The sequence below is a fragment of the Thalassospira profundimaris genome (genome assembly GCF_003326795.1).
GTDB classification, from domain to species: domain Bacteria; phylum Pseudomonadota; class Alphaproteobacteria; order Rhodospirillales; family Thalassospiraceae; genus Thalassospira; species Thalassospira profundimaris_C.
On the sequence record NZ_JPWI01000003.1, the window covers coordinates 330,242 to 352,753 of the forward strand.

Consider the following 22,512-nt stretch of genomic DNA (forward strand, 5'->3'; position numbering starts at 1 on the left):
CACCCGTTTCCTTCTTGTCGATTAACGTCGCTTCCTAGAGTTCACCGTCATTGGGAACAGCCTTGCGGCCGCGCATCCATTCGCGGAAGTTTCCGATCAAAGGTGCAGAGAGGAAAAGAATACTGATCAGAAGAATGACAAGGGTGATCGGACGTTCCCAAAGGAAGGAAAGGGAGCCGTCACTGATTGCCAATGCGCGACGCAGGTTTTCTTCCATCATCTTGCCGAGAATGAAGCCAAGAAGCATCGGTGCCATCGGATAATTCAGCAAACGCAGGCCGATTGCGATAGCGGCGGCAAATACCATCATCTGAATGTCCATGGTGTTAAAGGTCACCAGATAGACACCAACCAGCGAGAAGAACAGAACGAACGGCACCAGAAGCTGCTGGGGCAGGGCCAGAAGACGGGAGATATAGGGGATAAGTGGCAAATTGAGGATCAGCAGAACCACGTTGCCGATATACATCGAGATGATGACAGACCAGAACACAGCGGGCTGCTCGACAAACAGGCGCGGGCCCGGCTGAACACCATAGGAAATCAGTGCCCCCATCATGACAGCAGTTGTACCGGAACCCGGAATACCCAGTGTCAGAAGTGGCACAAATGAACCCGAACAAGCAGCGTTATTGGCCGTTTCCGGTGCCGTAAGGCCGCGAATGGATCCCTTGCCAAACTGAAGCTTTTCCTTGGCCGATGCCAGATTGCGTTCCATGCCATAGGCAAGGAAGGATGCAATGGTTGCGCCCGCACCCGGTAAAACACCTGTAAAGAAGCCGAGAATGGAAGAACGGCCGATGACCGGTACCATGGTTTTGACTTCTGCCTTGGACAACTTCATTGATCCAAGGCTTTTAAGGGCCTTTTCTTCGTCCGAGCGGGTGTCTTTGGTCGGACGGAGGATCGAAAGAAGGGCTTCTGACAGTGCAAAGGTCGACATTGCAAGCAACAGGAAGCTGATACCATCGACAAGATCCATGCTGCCAAAGGTAAAGCGAGCAACACCCGCCGCCGGATCGGTCCCGATGGTCGACAGCATGATGCCAAACAGCGTCATCGTGATCGCCTTGAGAACCTGGCCTTTACCGGCAAACGCAGAAACTGCTGTCAGTCCCAGAACCATCAGGGCGAAATAATCGCCAGACTGGAAGGACAGAGAAACCGATGCCAGGGCAGGGGCTGCAACCAGCAGGAAGATTGCCGCAATCGTACCGCCCGAGAAGGAGGAATATGCCGCAATCGCCAATGCCTTGCCCGCCTGACCCTTCTGGGCCATAGGATAACCGTCAAAGGCAGTTGCGACTGTACCGGCAACGCCCGGCGCATTGATCAGAATAGAAGATGTCGAACCGCCAAAGATCGCCCCGTAATATACACCAGCCATGAGGATCAGGCCGGTTGACGGATCAAACCCGTAGGTAATCGGGATCATCAGTGCGATAGCGGTGATTGGGCCAAGACCGGGAAGCATCCCGATGAAGGTGCCTGCGAAACAGCCAACCGCAACCATCAGAAGGTTGATTGGCATTACAGCGGTCGACAGACCGGCAAAAATTCCATCAAGCATCGTTTGAGATCCAACCGAGATAATAGAAGAAATCGCCCGGGGTCAGGTAAATACCCATCAGGTACAGCAGCCCCCAGAATGCTAGTGTGACAAGAACGGCCGTCAACACCAGAACCAGTGGACGTCGTTCGCCAAGGGTATAGAAACCGCCCATCAGGAAGAGCGATGTCGAGATCGGGAAGCCAAGCTGGCGGATCGTCAGACCATAGAACACCATCAGGGCCGCAAGAATGACGACACGTCGCCATTTCAGGCCACGAAAGGCATCCGAGAGACTGCCAGCGTCTTCATTGGCCGGCAGGATCAATTGGATGAAGGAAACCACGCCCAGAATCCAGGCAAGTGCATTAGGGAGGGTTCTGGCATTGAACGGAGCATCCTCATCGCCAAACAGCAGCGGAATGTCACCGACGTAAAAGCCATAAATCAGAGCAAGGCATAGGAACAGCAATGCGCCGAATTTGTCGCGATTGATGGACATGGCGTGGTTTCCTTCGGAGGTCTTTTTACTTGTGTTCTAAAGGCTTACTTCAGGAAGCCGAGATCGCGCATCAGGTCGCCAACGACCTTTTCCTGATCTTCCATGAAGGCAGAGAACTCGGCGCGCGGCTTGTAGATTTTTTCCCAGCCGTTACGTTTGCGAACGGTTTCCCATTCTTCAGTGGCCTGAACGTCTTTGAGAACGGCAGCGTAAGCGTCTGCTTTTTCAGCCGACAGGGCCGGGGAACCGAAATACCCGCGCCAGTTGATGAATTCGGCATCAATGCCAATTTCACCCAGTGCCGGAACGTCAGGAGCAGCTTCAACGCGTTCTTTCGACGTTACAGCAAGAATGCGGATCTGACCTGCTTTGGCCAGTTCAAGCAATTCGCCCAAGCCGGTTGACAGAACTTCGGTCTCACCCGACAGAAGGCCTGCAATTGCCTTGCCGCCAGCATCGTACGGAATGTATTTAACCTGTTTGGCGTCGCCGCCGCCTTTCTGGACAGCATAGGCCGCTACGATATGGTCCATGCCACCACGTACCGAGCCGCCACCGAATTTAACCGAACTCGGATCGGCTTTGACGGCTTCGACAACATCGGTGAAAGACTGGAATTTGCTGTCTGCCGGAACGGCAAACGCTGCGTATTCAGCAACGACTGCTGCAATCGGGGTCAGATCACGGAACGACTGCGGAAACACACCGGTCAGCGAACGTACGATGATCGGGGTGGAGTTGACCATCAAGGTGTTGTCAAGGCGATCAGCAGCTTCGATCATGTAGGCAATGGCTTTACCGCCGCCGCCGCCAGACATGTTTTCGTAGGATGCGGTGCCAACCAGACCGGATTTGGTCAGTGCTTCGCCGGTGCCACGTGCCGTGCCATCCCAGCCGCCGCCAGCGCCGCCCGGAATGACGAAGTGAATTTCTTTCATTTCTGCGGCTTTGGCATCCATTGCGCCAAATGCAGCAGTTGAAACAGCAACTGCGGTTGCTGCGGCAATAAATCCGCGACGTGAGAACATCGTCAGCTTATTCATCAGGGTCTCCTCCAGACACTAAAGCATTTTCCCAGACCACCCGTTTGGCGGTCGACCGATCATCAGGAACAAAACTTCAGCAAGGAAGAACGTTGAAACCCGCTTAGCGGATGCAACAATGCCATCTGCATGCGGGTATTAGGTTGTCCTCCCTTGCCGATATTCTTTTTGTTTGTTCCGGGTGCTTCGTTGAAACCCCCGGATCGGCAGTGGAAGGACGTTAACAGTCGAACCTGTCATCAACCTGTCATTGCAGATAATTCGGTGAAAAAATTTCACATGATTTATGCGATATTGGCAAAAATGAAGGAAAAACGGGATCAGGCAGACAACTTCTTGCCGCAATCATCTGCATGGGACTGCAATGAATTCAGCATCTTGAGTCGTTTTTCAGATGTAAAACGACTACCGGGACCAGAAAGGGTCAAAACACCCAGAAGGTGATTCTGACGATCAAGGACCGGGACTGCGATCGCGGAAATATCCGGATCACGTTCCCCGTCGCTTTGCGCAAACCTGTCTCCAAGAACCTCGATAGCGCGATCATCAACACCGTTTCCCCAAGCACGAATGACATGCCCCGCGGCACCACGATCACAGGGCAGGATTGCACCCTCTTCAAGATGGTGGCGCAAGCTGCTGGGTGAATTTTCCCGAAACAGACAAAGGCGGTTGGAGCCCTCAGGCACATAGAATGAGGCAGTTTCGCCACTTTGGGCGACCAGCGCCGACAGGTGCGGGCGCACGACATCATCCATTCGATAGGATCTTCGATAGATTGATCCCAGTCGCCACAATGCCGGGCCTAATCGATAACGTCCGCGACCGGAGGTCATCAGAAACCCGTGTGACTCCAGCGTTCCTGCCAGTCGTGACAGGGTGCTTTTATACATTCCGGTACGCTCAGCGAGTTCCTTGAGCGAAAGATCCGGATCCTGGTCCGTAAAGACATCAAGAATTTTTAGGGCCCGTTCCACGGCACTAACGTTTTGTTCTGACATGAAAAGTGATCTCGCTGTTGGGTTGCTGCGGTGTTCGGCGACCGGTTTGCATTTCGCACGGGCCATAAATTCTATATAATAGAACATAATTCTACCAGACAGAATTTAAGGAAGACCTATGAACGGAACAAAATCTTTGTCCGGCATCACAGTGCTTGATCTGACAAACGTGCTGGCCGGGCCGTTTTGCTGTCATCAGCTTGCTCATCTTGGTGCAGAGGTAATCAAGGTCGAGGCCCCAGGGCGTGGTGACCTTGCCCGACAGCTGGGTGCCGATATGGGGTTGAATGAAAAGCTGATGGGCGTCTCCTTCTTGGCGCAAAATGCCGGAAAGAAGTCGATTACCCTGAACCTGAAAGATCCACGTGGCAAAGATATCCTCAAGAAACTGGTCAAGAAGGCCGACGTTCTTGTCGAGAATTTCAGGCCCGGCGTTATGGACAGGCTCGATCTTGGCTATGACGTTCTGTCAAAGGTAAATCCCGCACTGGTTTACTGTGCGATTTCCGGATTTGGTCAGACTGGCCCGATGAAGAAACTTCCGGCCTATGATCAAATCGTGCAGGGCCTGTCCGGTATCATGACGATCACCGGGACAGAGGAGACGGGAACGTATCGCGTCGGCTATCCGATGGCCGATACGATTGGGGGCATGACAGCTGCATTTGCCATCAGTTCGGCCTTGGCTGGAAGAGCTCTTGGCAACAAGGATGGTAAAGGCTGTTTTATTGACATTTCGATGCTGGAATCAGTCATCGCGACTATGGGGTGGGTGGTTTCAAATTATCTCATTGCTGGCAAAGAACCGACCGCGAACGGCAATGATAACTTCACCTCATCCCCGTCAGGTGCGTTCAAAACAGCAGATGGTCAGATCAATATCGCCGCCAACAAACAGGAGCAGTTCGAAGCGCTGTGTGGTGTCCTTGGTCTTGAGGACCTGATCGGCGATGAGCGGTTTACATCACGTAAGGAACGACTGGAGAACCGTGACATACTGACCGGACTGCTTGAAGCCGTCCTGACGACACAGGAAACGGACCACTGGGTTGAGAAATTCAACGCAGTGGGTGTTCCTGCCGGTGCCGTTCTTACTGTGCCACAGGTTCTTGCGCTTCCGCAGATTGCCGATCGCGGGATGCTGGCAGCCTTTGAAAATGTTCCCGGTGCGGATCGTGATATCCGAATTTTGAAGACCGGGATCAAGATGGACGGGGTTGCACCATCGGTCGATATGCCGCCCCCCGAACTTGGTCAGGACAATACAGATATTCTCTCGTCGCTTGGCCTGCCTCCTGACGAGATCACAACCTTGTCCAAGGAGGGCGTACTATGAATGACAAGACCGCAAAGGACATTGAAAACGAAGTCAGTGACTGGTGGCAGACCGATATCATCGATATGGAACCTGGGAAAATCCATTATGCCGGTTACCCGATTGAGGATCTGATCGGCAATGTCAGTTTCCCGACCATGATCTGGTTGATGACACGCGGTGAATTGCCAACTGCGGATCAGGCAAAGCTTCTTGAGGCAGCGCTGGTTGCAGCCGTTGATCACGGGCCGCAAGCACCCAGTATTGCAATTGCACGCATGGCGGCGACTTGCGGTGTTGGCCTTAACAACGCGATGGCAAGTGCTGTTAATGTGTTAGGCGATGTTCACGGTGGTGCGGGTGAGCAGGCGGTGACGCTTTATCACGATATCTCAAAGCGCATGGGCGCAGGTGCCACGTTGCGTGATGCCGTGGCATCGGGGCTTGATCATCAGATTGCAGAGCACGGCAAACATATTCCGGGCTTTGGACACCGTTTTCATCCGGTGGATCCGCGTGCGCCAAGACTGCTGGAACTGGTCAGACAGGCATCGACCCACGGTCATGTAAGCGGACAGTTTGGACAAATTGCCAGTGCAATCGAGGATGAATTGCTTGCGCGTAAAGGAAAGCGCATTCCAATGAATATCGATGGTGCGACCGCCGTGATCTATGCCGAGCTTGGTTTTGCTCCGGAACTTGCACGCGGTTTGTTCTGCCTGTCGCGGTCGGTGGGCATTCTTGCCCATGCCTGGGAGCAAACACAACAGGGCGGACGCAATAAGGGGCCGATCCCGCGCCGACTGATCTGGAACTACAATGGTCCGGAACGTCGGGATGTCCCTGATACTGCCAAATCCGGTTTTGATAACCACTAAGGATGAATGGTGGGCAGGGTGCTTTAGCGGCGGTTTAGCAAGGCATCCTGCCAGCGACGGATAAATCGTTCGCGCTTGGCCTGATCAAGATAGACAAGTAATCCGGGGCCAACCGGGAATGAGCGCACCCGTTCGCCATAGCGATCAAAGATCAGTGACGAGAACGGGCTTTGCGGAACATCTGACCGTACCGGGTTGAAGTTGCCTTCATTTTGCAAAATGCTCTGACCCTTGACGGATAACATGAAGTCAAGGAAGCGCGCGCCAAGATCCGGGTTCCGGGCATCACGCGGGATGATGGCAATACGCGAATAAACAACAATGAAATCATCGGGCAGAATAACGCCGAGATTCGGGTTGCGATGGCTGAATGTCTCGGCATAGGAGCCAAGCAAGTTATATCCCAGAACAACCTGACCGTCGGCTATCTTTTCAAGCATCGGAGATGTGTTTGAGTAAAGCTTCACCTTCGATTGCCCCAGTGTGCGAACGAAATCCCAGATGCCAGGGAAAAATCGTTCGTCACGGGCCAGAAACAGGAAGCCGACACCACTGCGCTCAATATCATAGGTCGTGACCTTTTCGCTCAACAGGTCGTCATGTTTGGTCAGGAGTGCAATGAAATCATCGCGCGTGCGTGGCGGTTCAAGATCGTGTTCACGGAAAAATGCCCGGTTGTAGGCAATGACAGCAGGTTCCTGTGTGACGGCAAAGGCCTCGTTTCGCCATCGCGCCCAGTGCGGAAGTGCCTGAGTCTCGCTGCTTTGATGGGAAATTGCGTAACCATCATTGGCGAGCTTCATTTGCAAGTCCATGGACGAACTTATGATCAGGTCGGCGTTTGGTTCACTATTGGCACGCTGGGACAGCGTCATGTCATACATTTCAAGTGTCTGAAGCTGATGATATTCGACGCCAATGAACGGATTATCTTGCTGGAAGGCCTCGATCACGGGACTGAACGCGCCAATGTCGGCTGACCCATAAATGACCGCCGATGGTGTAACATGCGCCAGTAGCGATTGTTCCGGGTCGGAAATCTGTGATGTCCGCATCGGAGGAAATGTAAACACCTCGGCCAATGCAGAAGATGCTTGCATCGTCGCGACGATGGCACATAAACGAATAATGGTTCGGCCCAGGGTCATTTTGGATACTCTATGTCACGTTCGGCCATTCACAGGTGGCTGTGGTATGAACAAAGTAATCTGCCATATCATGGTTCGTTCAGGGAGCCGCAAGGCAGAACAAAGCCGTAGAACGGTTTAACAGGGAAGAGAATTACAAACAATGAGAGTCCTTGTCGTTGAAGATCATGCAGCACTTGCCGACGGGATTGCACGGTCTTTGCGTCATTCGGGCTATGCTGTTGATGTGATTGCAGATGGAGAGGAAGCCGATGATATCCTGCGCACACAGGAATACGGTCTTGTTGTTCTTGATCTGAACCTTCCGAAACTTGACGGGCTTGAAATTCTCAGGCGGTTGCGCCATCGCGGTGCTGAAAGTGCTGTTCTGATCCTGACCGCACGTGGCGATATCGAAGACCGGGTCAAGGGACTTGATCTTGGTGCAGATGATTATCTGGCGAAACCATTTGAACTGGTCGAGCTTGAAGCACGGGTCAGGGCACTGATGCGGCGTCATGCCGGTACGCACAATACCCAGATCAAATGTGGACAGCTGGCATTTGACACTGTTGCCCGGCGGGTAACGATTAAAGGCGAGGATGTCGACATTCCACGTCGTGAACTGAATATCCTTGAAATTCTGTTACTACGTGTCGGACATGTGCTGAGCAAGGAGCAGATTTCTGATCAGCTCGCCGGGTTCGAGGATGACATCAGCGCCAATGCGGTAGAGCTTTATATCAGTCGTTTGCGCAAGCGTGTGGAAATGGCCGATGTTAAAATTCAGACAGTGCGCGGCCTTGGGTATTTGTTGAAGAAAACATGAAATGGCGTAACGGGTCACTCAGACGCAGGCTTGTCATATGGTTGCTGATACCTCTTTTGGTGATCAGTTCCCTGATGTTGCTCGAAGTTCGGAGTAACGCAGTAAAGTCGACAAATCAGGCTTTTGACCGAGCTCTTTTAAGTTCAGCATTGGCAATTGCTGACCGTGTTGTCCTGATCGGCGGCAAGATCGAAGTCGATGTTCCCTATGTCGCACTTGAGATGCTGACCAGTGCCGCAGAAGATCGCGTCTTTTATCAGGTCAGTACAGGGCAGGGTGAATTCATCACCGGCTATGAAGACCTGCCACCGGTTCCGGAACGCCTTTTGCCACTTCGTGAAGAACCGGTATTTTATGATGCTGTTTATAATGGTGAGCAGGTTCGCATCGGGGCCTTGTCGCGATATGTTGCAAGCGTTCGAAAAGCCACGCGTTTTCAGGTTCTTGTTGCGGAAACCATGGGGACGCGCACAAGTCTTAGCGAGGATATTCTCGCCAGTGCCGCTGCGCGCCAGATCGTACTGATCATGCTTGCGGCCATCATTGTGTGGTTTGGTATTGGGCAGGGCCTTAAACCGCTGACCCGGCTTGAAGAAGCACTTAATCGGCGCTCGCCGACCGATTTGCGACCGATTTTGCATGACGTTCCGACCGAGGTACGTCATCTGGTTGGGGCAATCAACCAGCTGTTCGGGCGTCTGGAGAACAGTCTGAAAACGATGCAGCGATTTACTGCGGATGCCGCACATCAGTTGCGTACACCTTTGGCAGCACTTCGCACCCAGGCCGAGCTCGGACAGCGCGAGAGCGAACCCGAAAAACTGCATCAGATCATGGCAACGATTGCGTCTTCGACGCGGCAAACATCCCATCTTGCCAATCAGTTGCTCGCATCTGCGCGCGCAGCACCCGAAGGATTGGCTGGTCGACCGTTTGAAAAAATTGATCTTTGTGAAATTACGCGCGCTGTGACCAGCACCAAGGTCCCGGCAGCACTCGAAAGCGGTATTGATCTTGGATATGAAGGTCTGACAGAGCCTACATACATTATGGGTGATGCGACGCTTATCGAAGAGCTTCTCAAAAACCTTGTCCATAACGCACTGATATATTGCCCGGAAGGCAGTGCAGTGACTGTGCGGCTTGAAAATGATTTCAAGGATGATGTCGTGCGGCTTACGGTCGAGGATAACGGCCCGGGAATTCCTGTTGAACACCACAAGGACGTTTTCAAGAGGTTTTACCGGATGAATGATGCCGGGCAGGAAGAAGGGTGCGGACTTGGTCTGTCGATCGTCAAAGAGATTGCTGCACGTCACGAAACCAAAGTGAAGCTGTCACAGCCCCAAGGTCACGGCGGTTGCGTGTTCAGTGTCAAGTTCAAGCGATGTCAATGATGCGCAACGCAGGGATGTGGCGATGAAAGTCAAAGTTTCCGATTAATATATCTTTTCATCTATTTGATATTAAAGGATATATCCTGATCTAAAGATGTCGGCGGGTTTTTGGAACGGCTTGCGTTAGTTTGAACTGCGTTTCGAATATGCGGGAACTGGTTGATGTTGCGTGATTGTCAATGACTTGAAGAGGCTATGGGTTTCCACCTATCTCAATCTTGAGAAACAGATGTGCGTGCAAGCCATGCACTAAGTTCTTTGTTCGCGGTGATAAGCCCCTCGCGATTGATCACCTTGCGCGCGATGGCACTGGAGACGGCGCGCGTCCGTTTGTTGAGTACGATACCCATGTCATTTTGGTCTTGGGATTCTACATCCAGTTTATCGTACAGCGACAGTAACCGGTTCTGGACAGTCCGAAGCGAGAGTTTCCGGCGTATTGCGATTGCCTTGTCAGGTAACCCCAGTGCGAGATCAAGCAAGATCAAATATTCGAATTCCGTTAATGCGCTGCGTGAACGCATGTGTTGGGCCTGTATCTGATGAATTTCGCGATCGACAACAATCTGTGCTTCAATAAGGACTGCGCGTAAAGCCAGGCGCATCTTGTCTTGTGAAGCAGTTTTAAGAACATATCCGTAAGCCGCCTGATCTGGAACGATCCGCGTAATGCCGCGTAAATACGCTTCATCAGAATAGTTTGACCAGAAAAGAATTCGGGTATCCGGGCGTTCAGCCCAAATGGTTCGGGCGGCTTCGATACCGTTGTGTTCCTTCATTCGCAGGTCCATCACAATTGCAGAAATCTGATGGCGACGTGCAAGTGTTTCGCCATCTTTGCCATTTGGAGCAAGCAGGATTTCATCAAATTCCGGCAACGTACTTTCCACGATCTCCATCAGAAAATCGGTGTGCATTTTGTCATCTTCAACCAGCAATATTTTCATGGATCACGTCTCCTGCTTTTCCGGTCGTTTGATGCAACTGAATGGTAATTTGCGTACCTTGTGAAGTGGAAAGATCGTATTTCGCACCGATGAGGCGCGCGCGGGTTTTCATATGTTCCAATCCACTGGAAGGTTTTCTTGGATGTGGTTTGAACCGACCGTCGTCTGAAATCCGAATATTCAAACAACCTGCCGGGTTTTCGGTTACCGAAACTGAAACGAGATTGGCGTTGGAGTGCCGGACAGCGTTATTGATTGCTTCCTGACAAATCCGGAAAACGGCGATCCGTGTTGTCTCTGGCAAAGAATCAATTGCCCCGTCTGTATGATCGTCGACCCTGAATTGCATAGTGCTGTCATAGCTAACCGCACGTTCCAGATGGGTTTGAACCGCGTGGTGAAATCCAAACAAGTCAAGGATTGAGGGGATTGAGGTATCAATGATGTCGCGCAGTCCCTGAATCATGTTTTGGACCTGCTGCTGCAATCGAAGATACTGTGCTTCGCTCAGGCCGGGGCGGATATCTCTGGCGATGCGTGTCAAGTCGGCCAAAGTCTGGTCGTGCAAGTCCATGCCAATACGCTGGCGTTCGGCTTCGAGAGCATCAGTGAGGCTAAGCGCCCCCAACCGCAGACCTTCTTCACGCGCAAGAATTTCGGCACGAATTATTGCTTCTTTATTGGCCTTTTCATTAGCCCGCAGGGCATAAAAATAGGGAGCCAGCATGTCTGCGAGAATGCGTATCTGCTCGACATGGCTTTGAGTATAAAAGTCCTCTTTATTTGAAGAACAATTCAAAGACCCGACGACTTCACCCAGGACCTTCATGCCGACACTCACACGACTGCGCAATTCGTGGTCTACTATGGGTGCACTTACTGCGCCGGGGAAAATGAAACGCGGATCCTGAAGTGCATTTCCTGTAAGGAGATGGTCTGTCTTGCCCAGAAGGATGTCGCGGATCGGAGCCTTGTGCACCCGGGACCGCATTTTGCTCCAGGCAGTTTCCACGCCAACTTCATATGCCGTCGCCCACCTTTTGTCTGTGTCGATAAGACACACATCAAGATGGTCAAACTCGATAATCTTGTCGATCTCGGTTTTCACCGAGCTTAGCGCCGAGTGAATATCGAGATTGCCCGCAAGCAAATTGGATATGCGAAGGTAGTGAGCAAGATCCGACATGGTTGTTTCCTCCAGCTCTTAAATCATATTCACAGGTTTTTGCCTTGTCTTGCGGAAACCCGCAACTTGGATGCGTGACACCGTATGCGTTGTGCGGAGAGTGCTCTTTACGATTTATCAGCAGAGAATGAAACTTGCGCAATGGTTTCATGGCTGGAGTTGCAGTCGCGAACTCATCCTCACCCCTCCACGGTGATGGAATAAATAAAAACAATAAGTCACTTGCCGATGTTCAAGCGAATGCTGTGTGCACAACCAGATTTCGCAATGGAAATTGGCCTGACGACAAAAATGTTCATTTGCGATCGATGATCAGGAGCGTCGATTCAGACATTTGACACCTAACTGACCAAGAAAATTACACAAAGCGGGCAGGGGCGCTGACCTGCTGAGGAAGACATAAAGAACAGCGCATCCAACGGGAGGAATACCATGAAAAAACTACTTTCGATGACGACAGCAACTGTCGCCCTGATGTTGACTGCACAGGTTGCGATTGCTGGCCCGAATACCGTTGCTGGTCCTGGCGCTGATCCGTCATGCTTCACACCGGTATCGGACAACACGACATACTTCCAGTGGCCAGGACGTGAAGGCCCTTACAAGATTGCTCTGGTCAACGGCTTTATTGCCAATGACTGGCGCGTTCAAATGATTGCGGTCGCAAAGGCGTATGCTGCGCAGCCTGACGTGGCAGCTGATATCGAAGAGTTCAAGGTCGTTTCGGTCGGTGAGGATATCGCCGCTCAGATCGCGGCTGCGAACAACTTCATCGATCAGGGATTTGATGCAATCATCATCAATGCCAACAATACCGCAGCATTTGGTTCAGTGGTTCGTAAAGCCAACGAAGCCAATGTGGTAGTTCTGTCATTTGACAACGTTATTGATGACCCGAACCAGATCGCGATCAATGTTGATCAAAAAGGCCTTGGCAAGTCAGCCGGGGAATTTTTGCTTGAACAAAGCGGAGATGGTCCTGCCAAGTTCCTGCATGTACGTGGTCCTGCGGGGCAACCTGTGGATATCGCGCGAAACGAGGGTTTTCTTGAAGTTATCAAGGAATCCGGTCGTGACGTCGAAGTTGTTGATGTCGTTGGGAACTGGGCGCCCGGCGATGGCCAGAAAGTTACGGCAGATGCTATTGCTGCAGGCGGTGTATTTGACGGGATTTATGTGCAGGGCGGATCGCAAGGTGTTGCAACGGCTATGCTGGATGCGGGCGTTTTCAAAGCTCCGATTTCCGGAGAAACCGAAAATGCGTTTCGGCAGCTCTGCAATAAAGCTGGGCTGAGCTGTCAGTCTGGTGGCACGGGTCCTGCGCAGTCCTCAGTAACGATCAAAACAGCAATAGCGGCATTGAAGGGTGAAGTCGTTCCCTCAGAAATTGCGCTGCCGACATCGATCTCCTATGCGCCTTTCAAGGAAGGTGTCGAAATGTTCCCGAAACTTCCGGGGAGCTTCTTTGCGGGCAACAATTTCGAAGCTTGCAATATTGGCTTCACGGCAGAGGAAATCGCGTCTCAGACAGGCGAGAATAACTAACAACAAACGTCCGGTTACCGTCGGCCCGGTTCGGGTCGGCGGTATTCTATACTGGTTAGGAACACTGCCGTGTCAGAGCGCAAATCTCCTTATTTATTGTCAATGTCGGGCATTACCAAAAGTTATGGTGGTGTCCGTGCTCTAGAAGATGTCAGTTTTGAAACGCACCGTGGATCAATCCATGCATTGCTTGGTGAAAACGGGGCGGGAAAATCGACGTTGATCAAAGTTCTTTCGGGTGTTGTGCAGCCCGATAGCGGAAAGATCGAAATTGAAGGCAACATCGTAAATTTTGCAAATCCACAGGAAGCCAATGACCTGGGTGTGTCATGCATATTCCAGGAATTGTCCCTGTTGCCCGATCTTACCGTTGCCGACAATATCGGCATCACCCGTCCACCACGTAATAAGTTTGGCCTGATTGACTATCGCGCCCAGCGACAGATAGCCGAAGAGGCGCTTGCGCGCGTTGGTGGCGAGAACATCGATCCGATGGAAACCGTCAGCAATCTGTCTCTGTCTCGACGCCAGATGGTGGAAATTGCCAAAGCATTGGCCCGGAATCCCAAAATTCTGATCATGGACGAGGCAACATCTGCGTTAACAGCCGCTGATGTGGAGAAGGTCTACGCGATGCTTCACCGGCTTCGCGATGAGGGAATGTCAATCATCTACATTTCTCACCGTATGCCCGAGATCGCCGAACTGGCTGACACCTGTACGGTTTATCGTAACGGCAGAAAGGTCGAGACATTCAAGAACGGTACGAAATCAGATAGCGCCGTTGTCGAGATGATGATCGGTCGCGAATATAGCAGTGTGTATCCTGCGAAAAGTACCAGACCTGATGTTTCCGAGCCGATCCTGAAGGTGGAGAACTTTTCCTGGAACGATGAACTCAATGACATCAACCTTGAAATGCGTCCGGGTGAGATTGTCGGGCTTGGAGGTTTGGACGGGCAGGGGCAGAAGCAGTTGCAACTGGGCCTGTTTGGAACGCTGATCGGGTCGACCGGGGGCGTTGAAGTCAACGGCGCGCCTGTAAAGTTGAACAGTCCAAAGATGGCGAAGTCCGATGACATAGGCATTGCGCTTGTACCAGAGGATCGCAAATACGAAGGCCTGATGTTGTCGATGACCGTTCGGGAGAACCTGTCATTTGCAGCTGTTGAAAAAATGAGCCGGTTAGGTGTCGTCGATACAGCTGCAGAAGAAATGGCCATCGATGAAATGGTTGAACTTCTCAAGATCAAGGCCGATGGCATCGATGGTCCGGTCGGGGCGCTGTCCGGGGGGAACCAGCAAAAGGTCGTGATCGGGAAGTGGCTTATGACCAAGCCACGCATCATTCTGTTGAACGATCCTACGCGTGGAATTGATGTCGGCACCAAGCAGGAAATATATCATCTCCTGCAGAAACTGGCAGCTGAGGGATGTGCGATCCTTTTGTATTCAACGGACTATGACGAACTGATTGGCTGCTGTGACCGCGTTCTTGTCATGTATGACGGCCGGATTGTTCGAACCCTTGCTGGGGATGATCTTAACGAAACCAATCTGGTTTCGGCTGCACTTAACCTGCCGGAACAAGCTGTGATCCAGCCAGAATTGAAAAAGAAACAAGGGATGTCGTTATGAATGTGGGGGCCGAACCAGCAGATCTGGTTTCTCGACAAAAACATTTCGCCTGGGTTCGCCGGTTATCCGCTGCCCAGAGAGGTATTCTCATCGCAATGCTGATCTTTACAGCGATGTTCATTGTCTATGGTTGGAAGCAGGCAGCAGGTCTGACGCCAAACATGATAAATACAGCTGCGAACAAGGGCGCATTGCTGGCACTTGTGGCCATGGCGCAAACCTTGCCGGTGATTACGCGGGGACTGGATCTTTCGGTGGGGGCGACATTTGTATTATCGAACTGCCTTGCATCAACAATCGTTGTAGGCGGTCCGGTCGCTACCACGTTCGGGATTTTCGGGGTTCTGCTGGTTGGTTTGGCATGCGGTGCCATAAATGGTGTCATTATTGTTTATGGTCGTCTTCAGCCGTTGATTGCCACGCTGGCGACCAGCGCTGTCTATTTCGGTGTCGCTCTTGCCATTCGTCCCCAGCCGGGCGGGTCGGTCAATTTTGAACTCGCCGATTTTATGACCCGTTCTTCCTTCGCCATTCCGCATAGCGTTTTGCTGTTACTGGCCGTGGTTGTGTTTATCTGGATACCGTATCGCAGATCGGTATTGGGAAGAGCAACATTCGCCATCGGCTCATCAGAGCAAGCGGCATATATGTCCGGAATCCCGATTAATCGCGCCAAACTGTTGGCATATGCATTGAGCGGACTGCTGTCGGCGATTGGCGGCATTCTTCTTACGGCACTTACCTATTCCGGTGCGGCCAAGATGTCCATTGCCAATGAGTACACCCTTAACTCAATCGGGGCTGTCGTTATCGGAGGCACGTCCCTGTTTGGTGGTGTCGGGAGCGCAGTCGGTTCGATTTTCGGTGCCTTTGTCATGCGGACGGTCGGTGATCTGTTGATCGTGTTTGACATCAATCCGGTCTTGCAGCCGCTTTTCGTCGGCGTCGTGTTGCTTGTTGCGGTCAGTCTCGGGTCGTTACGCGTTCTTAGAATCAAGAACAGACTAGATATTTATCGGTAAGGCAGAAAAATGAGTGTTTCAGTCGTAATCGCAAGGCAATTTGATCGGGCAACTGTGATTGCATTTGCATGTGTAATTGTTTTGCTTCTGATCGGGGCGATGGTTGAGCCTGCCTTTCTGTCACCGAAATATTTAATTCAGCAGTTGCATACCGCGTCCTTCCTCGGGGTGGTTGCAAGTGGCGTGATGTTGGTCATTCTGTTGGGACATATTGATCTGTCCATTCCCTGGACCATATGTGTCGGCGGCATGATGGCTACTGGTGCTACCGGTTTTCTGGGGCCTGAATGGGGGATTACACTTGCTGTCCCGTTTGGCGTTTTGTGTGGAGCTTTGATCGGGCTCGTCAACGGACTGGGTGTTGCATATCTGCGTGCACCGGCCATGATCTTCACGCTTGGCATGAATGCGGTCGCACAAGGCCTTATGGTTTACCACACGGGCGGATTTGCTCCGCAAGATCGTGCAACCGAGTTCATGCGTGAACTGGCTGTCGGGCATCTCATCCCCGGTATTCCGAACCCGCTTCTTATCTGGATCATTCTTGGGGCGGCGATCATCTTCATGCTAAATCGTTCAGTCCTTGGTCGACGGATTTATGCGGTAGGGAATCAGGAGCGTTCGGTGTTCCTGAGCGGCGTGGATACGCGCAAGGTTATCCTGGCCTGCTTTGTCTTCTCGGGTGCATGTGCCGCCATGACGGGCGTGTTGCTGGCCGGATGGGCAAATCGTTCCTATCAGGCAATGGGGGATCCCTACCTGTTGCCAACAATTGCGGCAATCGTTCTGGGCGGGACTAATGTTCTGGGCGGTCGAGGCAAGTATGTTGGAACGATCGCAGGTGTCATCTTGATCACAATCTTGCAGTCAATGCTGTCTGTGGTTCAGCCGCAGAGATATTTTGCCCAGCTTGGCGTTGATATTCCTGCTGACACCTTCCGACAGGTGGTGTTCGGAGTTGTAATCATTGGAATGTTGTTGATTTATGGGCGGCAACAGCTGGTGCGCTAAAGGTATCGGTGGTGCTTGTCACCACCGAATCTTTTTGTCTCAACCTGAATTTGGTAAAGGATTATCACTTGGCTTACTGTGCCGCAGATAAACTTGAAGATGCATCCGGTATGTTCGAACCATATCAGATTCTGGACTGTCGGTTTCGTGATCTGATACTGGCGAATGTTCGGCTGAGGAAAATTTCCGGCGGGCATTTGTGGACGGAGGGGCCGGTATGGTTTCCAGCTCATCAATGCCTTCTGTTTTCGGATATTCCGAACCAGAAGATTTTTCGCTGGATGTGTGACGGTTCAGTGAACGTCTTTCGCACCCAATCTGAGTTTGCCAACGGTAATACTGTCGATATGAACGGTCGGTTGATCACATGTCAGCACGGCACAAGATCGGTTACCCGTACGGAACATAACGGCACAATCACGACGCTTGTGGATGAATTTCAAGGCAGTCGTCTTAACTCGCCAAATGATGTCATCGTCAAGACTGACGGATCGATCTGGTTTACTGATCCCACCTACGGAATTTTATCGAATTACGAGGGTTACAAAGCGGTACCGGATCAAGAATATAACAATGTGTTCCGTCTTGACCCTGAAACCGGAATTGTCACGAGCGTGACGTGGAGCTTCACCCAGCCGAACGGACTTGCATTTTCCAATGATGAAAAGCTGCTTTATATCGCAGAATCAGGAAGCAGCCATGATGACAAGGTTCTTCCCGTCATCCGTGTTTATGACGTGGTCGACGGAGAAAGGCTTGAGAACGGCCGTGATTTTGCCCAGATCGATAAAGGTTTGCCTGACGGACTGAGAGTCGATTGCTATGGCAATGTCTGGTGCTCGGCCAAGGATGGGGTGCACTGTTTTGATCCTGCTGGAACCTTGCTAGGCAAGATACTGGTTCCTGAAACTGTCTCGAATTTGACTTTTGGTGGCGCGCGCGGGAACGAGTTGCTGATAACAGCAACGACGAGCGTCTACACAATTCATGTCAACTGCCATTCTGCTCAACAGCCGGTCTGCACTCCGTTAGCCTGATCAGACGGCCGACTGACTGTTGAGCGGGTGAAGACTATGCGTCCTTTGACGGTTTCTCTACGGAATCACGTTCAACCAGCAGGCATTCGACCTTGATCTGGTTGGGAGTGGCCAGCAGACCTCCCACGCTATCTATAAGCAATTCAGCACTAATTTCGCCCATTTCGTAGTGGGGGAGAATAAGCGTGGTAAGGGGAGGGTGTGTGTGTTGCGCAATCTCGCGGTCGTCAAAACCAATCACGGCAACATCATCAGGTATGCTTAGTCCAAGATCACGCAGGGCGTCAAAACATCCCAGTGCCATCAAATCATTGGCGCAGAAGATCGCATCCGGTGGATTGTCGAGGGCCATGAGTTCGTGAGTCATGGAATAACCGGTCGATGGCTCCCAATTCCCTGGTCGCACAAGAGCCGGATCAAACGGAATATCGTTGCTGGTGAGTGCCTGCCTGTACCCTTTGAGGCGGTCTCGTGATGCGTCGACACCTTTCTGGCCGTTAATGATGGCTATGCGTTTGCGTCCGGCACTTATCAATCGTTCAGTCGCAGCCCGTCCCCCCAGGAGATCCCCGGGCAAAACAGATGGAAGTGTGCGGGTGCTATCGTAGCAATTAACCAGAACGGTGGTTTTTTTTGACAATACGGGTGGTAACTCAACCAGTCTTGTAAGAATGGTCCCGTAAATAATGCCGATAACGTTCGAGTCCGCCATCTGGTTGACGATGTTTGCCTCGATATTGGCGTTCCCGTGGCTTACGGCAAGGATAACATTTATGCCGTATTCGAGTGCCTTGTTATGGGCTCCTTCGAAAGCAAGTGCCATCCAGGGATCGGTACTGATCTCATCAGCAATAAATATAATGGTCGAACGTGTTTTGCTGTTTGGTGGTACCTGGCTTTCACGCCGCACCAGTTGGTAGCCGAGTTTGTTGGCGGAATCTATGACGCGTTGCCGTGTCGCTTCGGTCAGTTTGGCAGGGCTGCCATTTAGCACCAGCGATACAGTCGCTTGCGAGACGCCCGCCATCGTTGCGACATCCATCATCGTGGGACGGCTTTTGCCACCATAAAGTTTTTTTTGCGACATAAACTCGTTCTGCCTCTGGTCTTTTAGCCAAGCAATGTTTTGCAGTGATTGCGTAAGATATTCCGGAATTACGCACAAGCGATGGGTTTAGTTCTGCGAATTGAATGGCTTGGCGAATTCATAACTCTCCAGACCGACATTGGTAATACCTTTTCAGCTTCTTCAAAACAACCCGTCAGACTGGTCGGGAAGCAGAATTATTAATTATCTGCCACTCAATTTATCTCAACCATCTTCCAGAACGCTGCTTGACTAAATATTATTAATTAATATTATTAATTCAATAGGGAGGAGAATTAATGAAGATTTTGGTCACCGGTGCGACGGGAAAAGTCGGCAAGGCTTTTCTGGCAACTTTTCTTGATGAGGAACTCTACTCGTCAGCGAAGGTAGTGGCGCTTTGCCACAACAGGAAGATTGATGCAGGCGAGAGGGTGGAGATCGTCGCGGGATCGCTCGCTGACCCGGAAGCTGTTGCGCAGGCAATGGATGGCGTAACTCACGTCCTTCATATGGCCGCGGTGAAAGAAAGTCCGGATCTCGCCATTGATGTCGCGATCAAAGGGATGTTCCTGCTTTTGGAAGCGGCACGTCAGTCGCCAACTTTGAAGCAATTCATCTTGATCAGCGGTGACTGTGCTGTCGGGCACATTTTCAAAGAGTATCCAGAGCCAATCACTGAGGTATCTCCAAGGAAGGCATATAGCGGGTGCTATGCTCTGACCAAGGTGCTCGAAGAGGTCATGATCGAGCAATATCAGATCCAGTACGGCCTGAACGGCACTGTTCTGCGTGCTCCCTGGATCATGGAAAAAGACGATTTCAAGTATGTGCTCTCGTTTGGGGCGGATCAGTTCGGTGGTCCAGTCTGGGGTGACTTGATGAGTTTTGACAAGGCCATGCGTCTTGGGCAGGGGGATTTTGTGCCCCTTATGCGTGACAAAACCGGGGCACCACTTAAGCGCAATTTCGTTCATGTCGATGATTTGGTCGCAGCACTGATGGCGGCTTTGGACCATCCTGATGCAATGGGGGAACTTTTCAATATCGCCATGGATGAACCGGTCGATTACGCGCAGGTGGCGGCTTACCTTACGCGCACGCGTGGTCTTGAGGCGGTCGAGGTGCCCACACCGTTTCATAGCAATTGGCTGGATAACACAAAGGCGCGCCACCTGCTTGGGTGGCGACCACAAGTAGATTTCGAGGGGTTGATCGAGCGGGCCTGGTCATATGTGAGAAGCCCGAACGATCCTCGGAAAATCTGGTATCCGGGGTAGTCAGCTCCGGGCCAGACCAACTAGGGAGAGCGAAACGTGAAACATAAAATGTTACTAACTCTCACATCTGCGTTCATTCTTGCGACAGGTGTTGGTGCCGCAAATGCCGATGGCAAAAAGACACTGGCCATTGTGGTTAAGGGTTTGGATAACCCGTTTTTCGAACAGATCAATCTGGGTTGTCAGAAATGGATGTCGGAGAACATGAACTCTGAATATGAGTGCATTTATACCGGACCGGCTTCCAGTGCTGATGAGGCAGGTGAAGTGCAGATCGTGGACGATCTTCTGACTCGCGGGGTCGCGGCAATTGCGATTTCGCCCTCAAATGCTCCGGCCATGGCGAACCGTATTCGCCAGATCAGCCCAAATGTCCCGGTGATGACGATTGATGCCGATTTCCTTGAAAAAGATCGAGATTTGCGGGCGACCTATTTGGGAACAGATAACTATCTTATGGGCGTCAAGATGGCGGAAGAGGCAATGGCGCTAAAGCCTAAGGGTGGGTCGGTTTGTCTGCAGTTGGGGAATGTCGCGGCGGACAATATTAACGCACGTGCTGCCGGCTTCCGCGATACGATTTCAGGGGCAAAAGGGACGGAGCGCCTTGATGGCAATAACGGCTGGACTGAAGTTGACGGGTGCCCGGTCTTTACCAATGACCAGGTCGATCTTGCCAACCAGCAGATGGCCGATACCTTTACAGCAAATCCAGATCTTGATGCCTTTATCCTGATTGGTGGTTGGGCGCAGTTCGCGCCGCAGGCATATGCGCAGGTTACCGATCAGGTCATGGATCGGCTGAAGTCGAAAGACCTGATCCTGATTGCGGGCGATACATTGCCCCCGCAGACTCAGGCGTTCCGCGACGGGCGCAGTCATGCCCAAGTCGGTCAGCGTCCATTTGAAATGGGGTATCGCGCGCCGGATGTCATGATTGAATTGATCAGCGGCAAAAAGGTCGAGGATCCGCTCTATACGGGACTTGATGTTTGCAATCAGTCCAGCCCTGGTTTCTGTGCGGATAACTGATTTCCAAGCGCCATGAATTGGGCCGGATCCCGAGGTCGGATCTGGCCCAATTTTTATCAAACTCAAGGCGGGCTAAGGGTGTGACAAAAAGACAAATTAACTGGGGTATTCTTTCGACGGCTCAAATCGGGCTGGAGAAAGTTATTCCTGGGATTCAGAAATCAAAATCCTCAAACGTTCTGGGCATTGCCTCACGCAGTGCTGCGCGCTCTGCAAGGGCGGCAAATGACCTCGGAATTCAAAAATCATATGCCTCCTATGAGGCGTTGATCGCGGATCCGGACATTGATGCGATTTATAATCCGCTGCCCAATCATATGCATGTGGACTGGACGCTTGCAGCGACGCGGGCGGGTAAGCACGTGCTGTGCGAGAAGCCGGTTGGATTGAACGCGCGAGATGCTGAGCGGCTTCGGGAATGTCCGAAGAATGTGTTGGTCGCAGAGGCGTTCATGGTGCGCTATCACCCGCAATGGCTTCGGGTGCGGGAAATGGTCAGAAGCGGGGAGCTTGGTGAGGTGAGGGCGATCCAGGCGGCCTTTAGCTATTTCAATAATGATGGGAAGAACATCCGAAACAGCCCGGAAGCCGGAGGTGGTGCGATCATGGATATTGGATGTTATCCAATCACTGCCGGTCGATTCCTGTTCGAAGACGAGCCTCTGCGGGTGGCAGCGCTGATTGATCGCGATCCGCAATTCAAGACCGACCGAATGGCGAGTGTGGTTGCTGATTTCGGGCGCGGGCGGCAATTGTCATTTATTGTGTCGACGCAGCTATGCCCATACCAGACTTTGAACGTTTTCGGCACAAAGGCACGTGCGGAAATCATGATCCCGTATAACGCACCTGCAGATGAAGAAACCGCTTTGATTGTTGATAGGGGCGAGAGCCTTGATGGCAGTCTGGCCGGCTGTGAGATGCTGCCCGCGTGCGACCAGTATACAGAGCAGGCCGAAAAATTTGCACAAGCAGTCCTGGGGCGAACAGCTTTGCCCTACGGCATAGAGGATTCCATCGCTTCCATGCGGGTTCTGGACGCAGTCTTCGCCAGCGAGGAGCAGAATAAATGGGTCAATGTCTAAT

Annotated in this window: 20 protein-coding genes; 12 read left to right on the forward strand and 8 right to left on the reverse strand. The window is 51.9% G+C overall.

Annotated features, from left to right (window positions below; all coding sequences use genetic code 11):
* Positions 1 to 34 precede the first annotated feature (34 nt).
* The 4 genes from TH30_RS07690 to TH30_RS07705 all read right to left on the reverse strand — a co-directional run bounded on the left by TH30_RS07690 (position 35) and on the right by TH30_RS07705 (position 4,095).
* Positions 35 to 1,570 (reverse strand): tripartite tricarboxylate transporter permease, encoded by a 1,536-nt coding sequence (locus TH30_RS07690; protein WP_114097482.1) that lies wholly within the window; start codon positions 1,568 to 1,570, stop codon positions 35 to 37.
* Positions 1,563 to 2,051 carry a tripartite tricarboxylate transporter TctB family protein gene (locus TH30_RS07695; protein WP_114097483.1) on the reverse strand — a complete coding sequence of 163 codons (489 nt, stop codon included), beginning with the start codon at positions 2,049 to 2,051 and terminating at the stop codon, positions 1,563 to 1,565. The genes TH30_RS07690 and TH30_RS07695 overlap by 8 nt, the downstream gene beginning before the upstream one ends.
* Before the next feature lie 44 nt (positions 2,052 to 2,095).
* Positions 2,096 to 3,094, reverse strand: a complete 999-nt coding sequence (locus TH30_RS07700) for a tripartite tricarboxylate transporter substrate binding protein (RefSeq protein ID WP_181850178.1) — start codon at positions 3,092 to 3,094, stop codon at positions 2,096 to 2,098.
* Between the two features lie 320 nt (positions 3,095 to 3,414).
* On the reverse strand, positions 3,415 to 4,095 hold the full coding sequence (locus TH30_RS07705; RefSeq protein ID WP_114097540.1) for an IclR family transcriptional regulator: 681 nt from the start codon (positions 4,093 to 4,095) through the stop codon (positions 3,415 to 3,417).
* A 118-nt stretch (positions 4,096 to 4,213) separates the two neighbouring features.
* Between TH30_RS07705 and TH30_RS07710 the strand changes: the two genes are divergently transcribed.
* Entirely contained in the window at positions 4,214 to 5,431 is a 1,218-nt protein-coding gene (locus TH30_RS07710) for a CaiB/BaiF CoA transferase family protein (protein WP_114097485.1), read from the forward strand.
* Positions 5,428 to 6,288: a citryl-CoA lyase gene (locus TH30_RS07715; RefSeq protein WP_114097486.1), complete on the forward strand. Its 861-nt coding sequence runs from the start codon at positions 5,428 to 5,430 to the stop codon at positions 6,286 to 6,288. Before TH30_RS07710 ends, TH30_RS07715 begins: the two co-directional genes overlap by 4 nt.
* 23 nt (positions 6,289 to 6,311) lie before the next feature.
* Here TH30_RS07715 and TH30_RS07720 read toward each other — a convergent pair whose 3' ends face one another.
* Positions 6,312 to 7,436, reverse strand: a complete 1,125-nt coding sequence (locus TH30_RS07720; RefSeq protein ID WP_114097487.1) for an ABC transporter substrate-binding protein — start codon at positions 7,434 to 7,436, stop codon at positions 6,312 to 6,314.
* A 142-nt stretch (positions 7,437 to 7,578) separates the two neighbouring features.
* Between TH30_RS07720 and TH30_RS07725 the strand changes: the two genes are divergently transcribed.
* Entirely contained in the window at positions 7,579 to 8,244 is a 666-nt protein-coding gene (locus TH30_RS07725) for a response regulator transcription factor (protein ID WP_114097488.1), read from the forward strand.
* Positions 8,241 to 9,641: a sensor histidine kinase gene (locus TH30_RS07730; protein ID WP_114097489.1), complete on the forward strand. Its 1,401-nt coding sequence runs from the start codon at positions 8,241 to 8,243 to the stop codon at positions 9,639 to 9,641. The genes TH30_RS07725 and TH30_RS07730 overlap by 4 nt, the downstream gene beginning before the upstream one ends.
* Positions 9,642 to 9,853: 212 nt before the next feature.
* Here TH30_RS07730 and TH30_RS07735 read toward each other — a convergent pair whose 3' ends face one another.
* Both TH30_RS07735 and TH30_RS07740 read right to left on the reverse strand, forming a co-directional pair.
* Complete coding sequence (locus TH30_RS07735; protein WP_114097490.1) at positions 9,854 to 10,588, reverse strand: response regulator; 735 nt, start codon at positions 10,586 to 10,588, stop codon at positions 9,854 to 9,856.
* Positions 10,569 to 11,774 (reverse strand): sensor histidine kinase, encoded by a 1,206-nt coding sequence (locus TH30_RS07740; protein ID WP_114097491.1) that lies wholly within the window; start codon positions 11,772 to 11,774, stop codon positions 10,569 to 10,571. The genes TH30_RS07735 and TH30_RS07740 overlap by 20 nt, the downstream gene beginning before the upstream one ends.
* 432 nt (positions 11,775 to 12,206) lie before the next feature.
* Between TH30_RS07740 and TH30_RS07745 the strand changes: the two genes are divergently transcribed.
* The 5 genes from TH30_RS07745 to TH30_RS07765 all read left to right on the forward strand — a co-directional run bounded on the left by TH30_RS07745 (position 12,207) and on the right by TH30_RS07765 (position 18,027).
* Positions 12,207 to 13,319, forward strand: coding sequence for a substrate-binding domain-containing protein (locus TH30_RS07745; RefSeq protein WP_114097492.1), 1,113 nt, complete (start codon positions 12,207 to 12,209; stop codon positions 13,317 to 13,319).
* 69 nt (positions 13,320 to 13,388) lie between these two features.
* Positions 13,389 to 14,957, forward strand: coding sequence for a sugar ABC transporter ATP-binding protein (locus TH30_RS07750; RefSeq protein WP_220150284.1), 1,569 nt, complete (start codon positions 13,389 to 13,391; stop codon positions 14,955 to 14,957).
* A 95-nt stretch (positions 14,958 to 15,052) separates the two neighbouring features.
* Positions 15,053 to 15,979: an ABC transporter permease gene (locus TH30_RS07755; protein ID WP_220150285.1), complete on the forward strand. Its 927-nt coding sequence runs from the start codon at positions 15,053 to 15,055 to the stop codon at positions 15,977 to 15,979.
* Positions 15,980 to 15,988: 9 nt separating this feature from the next.
* Complete coding sequence (locus TH30_RS07760; protein WP_114097495.1) at positions 15,989 to 16,990, forward strand: ABC transporter permease; 1,002 nt, start codon at positions 15,989 to 15,991, stop codon at positions 16,988 to 16,990.
* An 11-nt stretch (positions 16,991 to 17,001) separates the two neighbouring features.
* Positions 17,002 to 18,027 carry an SMP-30/gluconolactonase/LRE family protein gene (locus TH30_RS07765; protein WP_258548648.1) on the forward strand — a complete coding sequence of 342 codons (1,026 nt, stop codon included), beginning with the start codon at positions 17,002 to 17,004 and terminating at the stop codon, positions 18,025 to 18,027.
* 34 nt (positions 18,028 to 18,061) lie between these two features.
* On the opposite strand, the gene TH30_RS07770 is transcribed toward TH30_RS07765, so the two are convergent.
* Positions 18,062 to 19,114 carry a LacI family DNA-binding transcriptional regulator gene (locus TH30_RS07770; RefSeq protein ID WP_220150286.1) on the reverse strand — a complete coding sequence of 351 codons (1,053 nt, stop codon included), beginning with the start codon at positions 19,112 to 19,114 and terminating at the stop codon, positions 18,062 to 18,064.
* 299 nt (positions 19,115 to 19,413) lie between these two features.
* On the opposite strand from TH30_RS07770, the gene TH30_RS07775 reads away from it, so the two are divergent.
* The 3 genes from TH30_RS07775 to TH30_RS07785 all read left to right on the forward strand — a co-directional run bounded on the left by TH30_RS07775 (position 19,414) and on the right by TH30_RS07785 (position 22,511).
* A complete protein-coding gene (locus TH30_RS07775) occupies positions 19,414 to 20,394 on the forward strand; it encodes an NAD-dependent epimerase/dehydratase family protein (RefSeq protein ID WP_114097496.1) in 981 nt (326 codons plus the stop codon).
* Between the two features lie 36 nt (positions 20,395 to 20,430).
* The gene (locus TH30_RS07780; RefSeq protein ID WP_220150287.1) at positions 20,431 to 21,426 is read left to right on the forward strand and encodes a substrate-binding domain-containing protein; all 996 of its coding nucleotides are present in this window, start codon (positions 20,431 to 20,433) and stop codon (positions 21,424 to 21,426) included.
* 80 nt (positions 21,427 to 21,506) lie between these two features.
* Entirely contained in the window at positions 21,507 to 22,511 is a 1,005-nt protein-coding gene (locus TH30_RS07785) for a Gfo/Idh/MocA family protein (protein ID WP_114097498.1), read from the forward strand.
* The last annotated feature ends 1 nt before the right edge of the window (position 22,512 follow it).

What these genes read in the sequence shown, in the direction of transcription:
- TH30_RS07725 (WP_114097488.1), top strand. Translation starts at nt 7,579, where the DNA reads ATGAGAGTCCTTGTCGTTGAAGATCATGCAGCACTTGCCGACGGGATT.
- TH30_RS07710 (WP_114097485.1), top strand. Translation starts at nt 4,214, where the DNA reads ATGAACGGAACAAAATCTTTGTCCGGCATCACAGTGCTTGATCTGACA.
- TH30_RS07695 (WP_114097483.1), bottom strand. Translation starts at nt 2,051, where the DNA reads ATGTCCATCAATCGCGACAAATTCGGCGCATTGCTGTTCCTATGCCTT.
- TH30_RS07730 (WP_114097489.1), top strand. Translation starts at nt 8,241, where the DNA reads ATGAAATGGCGTAACGGGTCACTCAGACGCAGGCTTGTCATATGGTTG.
- TH30_RS07700 (WP_181850178.1), bottom strand. Translation starts at nt 3,094, where the DNA reads ATGAATAAGCTGACGATGTTCTCACGTCGCGGATTTATTGCCGCAGCA.
- TH30_RS07740 (WP_114097491.1), bottom strand. Translation starts at nt 11,774, where the DNA reads ATGTCGGATCTTGCTCACTACCTTCGCATATCCAATTTGCTTGCGGGC.
- TH30_RS07705 (WP_114097540.1), bottom strand. Translation starts at nt 4,095, where the DNA reads ATGTCAGAACAAAACGTTAGTGCCGTGGAACGGGCCCTAAAAATTCTT.
- TH30_RS07775 (WP_114097496.1), top strand. Translation starts at nt 19,414, where the DNA reads ATGAAGATTTTGGTCACCGGTGCGACGGGAAAAGTCGGCAAGGCTTTT.
- TH30_RS07715 (WP_114097486.1), top strand. Translation starts at nt 5,428, where the DNA reads ATGAATGACAAGACCGCAAAGGACATTGAAAACGAAGTCAGTGACTGG.
- TH30_RS07745 (WP_114097492.1), top strand. Translation starts at nt 12,207, where the DNA reads ATGAAAAAACTACTTTCGATGACGACAGCAACTGTCGCCCTGATGTTG.
- TH30_RS07755 (WP_220150285.1), top strand. Translation starts at nt 15,053, where the DNA reads ATGCTGATCTTTACAGCGATGTTCATTGTCTATGGTTGGAAGCAGGCA.
- TH30_RS07760 (WP_114097495.1), top strand. Translation starts at nt 15,989, where the DNA reads ATGAGTGTTTCAGTCGTAATCGCAAGGCAATTTGATCGGGCAACTGTG.
- TH30_RS07690 (WP_114097482.1), bottom strand. Translation starts at nt 1,570, where the DNA reads ATGCTTGATGGAATTTTTGCCGGTCTGTCGACCGCTGTAATGCCAATC.
- TH30_RS07770 (WP_220150286.1), bottom strand. Translation starts at nt 19,114, where the DNA reads ATGTCGCAAAAAAAACTTTATGGTGGCAAAAGCCGTCCCACGATGATG.
- TH30_RS07735 (WP_114097490.1), bottom strand. Translation starts at nt 10,588, where the DNA reads ATGAAAATATTGCTGGTTGAAGATGACAAAATGCACACCGATTTTCTG.
- TH30_RS07720 (WP_114097487.1), bottom strand. Translation starts at nt 7,436, where the DNA reads ATGACCCTGGGCCGAACCATTATTCGTTTATGTGCCATCGTCGCGACG.